The following is a 4600-nucleotide window of genomic DNA, read 5'->3' as shown; positions in this document are numbered from 1 at the left end:
GCCCCCTGTTCCCCGATCCTGCGTTGCGCCGCTTGCGGGTAGAACCACTACCCGCTGCACGACGCGCCTTGTCTCGGAAAACAGGGGGCACCAACGCGGACGTGCGATTCAATCAGCGTCTCCCTAGTTGTCGAACGTTTCTTCCATCTCGTCGGAGGCATCGTCCATCGCATCGCCGGCGTCTTCCATCGCTTCATCGATGTTTTCACCGGCCTCTTCCGCCGGGCCCTGGTTATCACAGCCCGCCAGCGCGGCCCCGCCCAGCGCAAGCATCAGGGCCAGCAGGAAAGTGGTCAGTCGGGATTTCAGCATGGTCTTCTCCTTTACCTTGGATTTCCTTCATCGGTCCCGGCCAGCAGCCCTCGTCGCGGGCAGCCGATCCGGGGTCTCGGGGGGTGGGACTGACAGCCACCCCGAACGATCACCCGAATTCGGGAACAACCCCTGTTTTCGTGACGAATAGCCGATTTCGGGCGTCCCGCTGCGCACCACTCAGGGTTCGTTGCAGGACGAAGCCCAAACCGCCCGGATCAGAAGCGGGCATTCAGCGAGACGAACAGGCGCCGGGGCTCGTAGATGTTGTTGTAGACATTGCTGAAGGTGGTTTCTCCGGTGTCCTCCCGGGCATACGGCCGGTAGTCCTTGAAGTCCTTGTCGAGGAGGTTGTAGATCGTCGCGTTCAGGGTGACGTTCTCGGAGATGTGGTAGGCGGCACCGACGTTCACCATCGTGAACCCGTGGAAATCGCCCAGGGCTTCAAAAGCGCCCTGTGCGCTGCCACCATCCTGCGGCTCGTGATAATTGCGCGGGCGGAAGGCGCTCGAACGGTACTCGGCCTCGGCGAAGGCCTCGACCCGCGGGGTCGCCTGCCAGTCCAGCCGGGCATTGAGCATGTGCTCGGGCACACTGGCCAGCGGATCGCCGACGTTGCTGGCGGCGGTCCCGCCCCGTTTCACCTCGCTGTCCGTCCAGGTGTAGTTGGCCGAAAGCGCCCAGTTCGGCGCCAAGCGGTAGCGCGTCGCGAGCTCGATCCCCCGCACCACCGACTCGCCAATATTCACGTCGATGCCTTCGTTGGCCCCGGTGCCACGCTCGATCTTGTCCTTGAGCTCGTTGCGGAACAGGGTCGCCTGGGCCGAGAGGTCCTGGCGGTTGTCATAGGCGACGGTGAACTCGACGTTGGTGCTGCGCTCGGGCTCCAGATCCGGGTTGCCGAACAGCGGGGTGGAGCCCCCGTCGCCATAGCCGATCACCCCGTCGCTGATCTGCTCGATATACGGGGCGCGAAAGCCCTGGCCAATCCCGCCCTTGAGCGTGACGGTGTCCGTCGCACTGAACACCCCGTACAAGCGCGGTGTGATCTGACTGCTGAAGTTCTCGTTGTCGTCAAAACGCAGACCACCGGTCAGGGTGAACCGGTCGGTCATGAACCACTCGTCTTCGATAAACAGGCTGTACTGCCAGAAAGACAGCGAATCCGGCAGGATGCCGTCTTCCAGCTTCGGACGCAGATACTGCCCCCCGACCGTCAGCACGTGGTCATCCAGATACGTGACCACCTGAGTATCCAGGATCGTGGTGTCCAGCCGGAGCGTTCGCGGTGCGCCTTCGCGCGAGGCATCCGGAACGGCCCCCTGGTTGATCGTACGCCCGAGGGTCTCGACCCGATCCCGGGTCAACGTGGTCTCCCAGGTCCCGAAGTCGTAATCGCCCCGATGGCCGAGACGCACCTGATCGCGCTGGAACTCGAGTTCGCGCGCATAGCCGCGCAGGAAGTCCTCGCGTGAATCGCCCGTGCCCGTCAGGCGCCCGAGCTGTCCGCGCGAGTTGTCGTAGCGTTGTCGCGTAGTATCCAGCCGCAGGGAGAATTCATCCTGCGCATTGGGCGTGAACAGCAGGCGGCCGCCAAAGGTCTCGACATTCGCGCTCGTCGGGTTCTGCCCCATGGTGCGGTTGTCGGTCAGGCTGGGTTCGGTGCCGGGGATGTCGATGCGGGAGGCCGAGCGCTCGTACAGACGGGTATACAGCTGCAGGGACAAGCGTTCGTCCACCAGCGGGCCGGCAAGATAGCCTTCCAGGGTGGCGTAGCCGCCGAAGTCGGAATTCGACTGGAACGTGTGCCCCAGCGTCGCGGAGCCTTCCCACTCGTCGCCTGGCTGGCGGGTAATGATGTTGACCACGCCTCCGATCGCATCGGAGCCATACAGGGTTGACATCGGGCCGCGAATCACCTCGATCCGTTCGATGGCCGCGACCGGCGGAATGAACGCGCTGGAGGCATCCGTGAATGCATTCGGGGCCACGGTGCCGGAGACGTTCTGACGCACACCGTCGATCAGCACCAGGGTGTATTCCTCGGGCAGCCCGCGCAGGCTGACGGTCTGATTGCCGGTCTTGCCGCTGCGGGCATCCAGCGAGCGCACATTCACCCCTTCGACCCCGCGCAGTGCGTCCGCAAGGCTGGTGACCTCGCGGCGCTCCAGCTCTGCGCGTGTCACCACGGAGATGCTGGCCGGCGCCTGGCCCGGATCCTGCCCGGAGCCCCCGGCGGTGACGACCACCGGTTCCAGGCGCTGCGTCTCCTCCGGCGGGCTGACCGGTACCGCCTCGTGGGCATGGGTCACCGAAACAGCCAATGGAAAGCCGAGGGCGGCACTGACGATACCGGACAGCAGCGAGTTCTTGCGGGTGGTTTCGAGCATGACACAGTCTCCCTTGTGTGAAGGTTGACCCCTTGGCGGGGCCGGGAGGCTGGCTGGCTCGAACTCGGTTCTCGCTGGCTGGCGTTCGGGTTGAGAAAAGACCTATTTGGTCAGGATCAGCTTGTCGTTGGCGGTCTGGCGCAGGGTATACCACTCGCCCCGGTGCCGGATGCGGATCTGGCGTGCGGCGCCGAGCAGGTCCTCGCTGGCCACCTCGCGCGGGCCGGTTGCCGAACGCGGAGGTGTCGGGGCAAAGCCACCGTTGCGCGCGTTCATCGCTCGGCCTCCGGTTCGGAGACGAAGGCCATGCGGTTCACGCCCGACTGGCGCACCTCGGCCATCACCCGGGCCAGGCGCTCGTAGCGCGTGTCCCGGTCCGCGCGCAGATAGATCGCGACATCGGGCTGCTGCTCGACTGTCTCCCGCAGGCGCGCCGGCAACTGGTCCAGCGCGAGCGGGTCATTGTTCCAGTAGAGATCTCCGCTCGCGTCCAGCGCCAGCGTCACGCTGTCCGGAAGCTCGTCGACGGGTTCGCTGGTGGCCTGGGGCAGGTCCAGGTCCACCGAGTGGGTGATCACCGGTGCGGTAATGATGAAGATCACCAGCAGCACCAGCATCACGTCCACCAGCGGGATCACATTCATGTCCGACATCGGCTCGTTGGTGTCGCCCATGCGTCCGAAGGCCATGGCTCAGTCTCCCTGATGCAGGCCGTTTTCCGGCAGCGCATGCGGATCGGTGCGCCGGTCGCGCGCCGCGCGGGCGTTGCCAGGGGTCAGGTCGGAGTGCATCAGCAGCGCGTGTACATCGTGCGCGAAGGCCTCGAAGTCCTGGTGCAGCAGACGCTGGGACCGATTGAAGATATTGAAAAAGGCCACCGCCGGGATCGCCGCGGCCAGACCGGCCGCCGTGGCCACCAGCGCCTCGCCCAGCGGGCCCGCGACCAGGTCCATCGACACCGCGGCCTCCTGCGAGATATCGATCAGCGCGCCATGGATACCCCAGACCGTGCCCAGCAGCCCGACAAAGGGCGCCAGCGCCCCGACCGAGGCCAGGATGATGTTGCCCGCCTGCATACGCAGCAACTGGCGGTCCATCGCCTGCCGGATACGGCGGACCACGTGATCGTCCAGGCGCTGCTCGGCCTTGTCCGAGCCGTCGCGTACGCCGCGGTAGTCCGCGAACGCGGCAAAGGCCTCCTGACCGATCGCCGCCAGCGGGCCGCGCTGCCTGCGCAGGGCATCACGAAAATCCGGCGCCGTCTGGCTGACATCAAACGCGGCCAGCGTGGCGCGATCGTCGCGGCGCACGCCCAGCAGCGTGAACAGCTTGCTCGCGGCAATCGCCCAGGTCGCCAGTGACATCACCAGCAGGAGCAGAAACACCGCGACCAGCAGCGGGTCGCCGTGGCGAAACACGTAAAAAACGTCGAACTCGTTCATGCAGCCTTCTCCGGCCGGGCGCGCCTGGCGCCGGGCTCGTTATCGAATCGAAAATTCCATCGGCACCAGGACTTCGGCCTCCACTGGCCGTCCGCCCCGCCGCGCCGGCTCGAACGTCCACTGCTCGATCGCCGCCCGGGCGGCGTCGTCCAGGCGCGAATGGCCACTGCTTTCCTCCACCGACCATTCGCGCGGCACCCCGTCGGCCCCGACCGTCACTCGCAGCACCACCGTGCCCTCCTCGCGCCGGCGCAGCGATACTCGCGGGTACTCCGGCTGAGGATTGTTCAGATAGGCCGCGCCAAATCCCGGCTCCTCGAAGGACTCATCAACCTCAGCACCCGCCGCCTCGGGCTCCGCAGGCCCCTCTTCCAGCGTGGCGGTGTCCGCCGGCTGTGACGCCGCAGGCTCCGGTTCTGGCTCCGGTTCTGGTTCCGGTTCTGGTTCCGGTTCTGG

Annotated in this window: 6 protein-coding genes; all 6 read right to left on the bottom strand. The window is 66.0% G+C overall.

Annotated elements, in window-relative coordinates:
* Positions 1–123: 123 nt before the first annotated feature.
* Positions 124–312 carry a hypothetical protein gene (locus D000_RS0113240; protein WP_018874001.1) on the bottom strand — a complete coding sequence of 63 codons (189 nt, stop codon included), beginning with the start codon at positions 310–312 and terminating at the stop codon, positions 124–126.
* Between the two features lie 218 nt (positions 313–530).
* The gene (locus D000_RS0113235; RefSeq protein WP_018874000.1) at positions 531–2702 is read right to left on the bottom strand and encodes a TonB-dependent receptor domain-containing protein; all 2172 of its coding nucleotides are present in this window, start codon (positions 2700–2702) and stop codon (positions 531–533) included.
* 102 nt (positions 2703–2804) lie between these two features.
* Positions 2805–2978, bottom strand: coding sequence for a hemin uptake protein HemP (gene hemP / locus D000_RS14115; RefSeq protein WP_018873999.1), 174 nt, complete (start codon positions 2976–2978; stop codon positions 2805–2807).
* A complete protein-coding gene (locus D000_RS0113225) occupies positions 2975–3391 on the bottom strand; it encodes a biopolymer transporter ExbD (protein ID WP_018873998.1) in 417 nt (138 codons plus the stop codon). The genes hemP and D000_RS0113225 overlap by 4 nt, the downstream gene beginning before the upstream one ends.
* A gap of 3 nt (positions 3392–3394) precedes the next feature.
* Entirely contained in the window at positions 3395–4144 is a 750-nt protein-coding gene (locus D000_RS0113220; RefSeq protein WP_018873997.1) for a MotA/TolQ/ExbB proton channel family protein, read from the bottom strand.
* 39 nt (positions 4145–4183) lie between these two features.
* A partial coding sequence (locus D000_RS0113215; RefSeq protein WP_018873996.1) for an energy transducer TonB occupies positions 4184–4600 on the bottom strand: 417 nt, incomplete at its 5' end.

This window comes from Thioalkalivibrio sp. ALJ16, assembly GCF_000377345.1.
GTDB lineage: Bacteria > Pseudomonadota > Gammaproteobacteria > Ectothiorhodospirales > Ectothiorhodospiraceae > Thioalkalivibrio.
The sequence above is the reverse complement of the archived record's forward strand: the minus strand, read 5'-3'. Positions and strand labels throughout refer to the sequence as shown.